1 protein-coding gene is annotated in these 229 nt (G+C 77.7%); it reads right to left on the bottom strand.

Going from position 1 to position 229, the window contains the following annotated elements; all coding sequences use genetic code 11:
* Positions 1-8: 8 nt before the first annotated feature.
* Positions 9-229, bottom strand: a 221-nt coding sequence (locus ABD323_RS41345; protein ID WP_344447240.1) for a hypothetical protein, incomplete at its 5' end; no start/stop codon positions are given.

A 229-nucleotide genomic window follows, 5' to 3' on the forward strand; every position in this document is an offset into this window, starting at 1 on the left:
TCCCCCCCTCAGACCGACCGCAGGCCCACCGGCCGGGCGGCGCCCCTCCCCTCCTGCCGGGCCTGCCCGACCGCCGCGTCCCACTCGGCCTGGAGCTTGCGGCGGTGGCGGGACTGCGGGTCGCAGCCGAGCGCGTCGCAGACCAGCATCTGCTGGAGCCCGGTCAGCGGCGGCATGTCGTCCCACCGCTCCACCCGGGCGACCAGCGGCACCTCCTGGAGGTCCTCGG

The organism is Kitasatospora nipponensis, assembly GCF_039528135.1.
Classification (GTDB): Bacteria; Actinomycetota; Actinomycetes; order Streptomycetales; family Streptomycetaceae; genus Kitasatospora; species Kitasatospora nipponensis.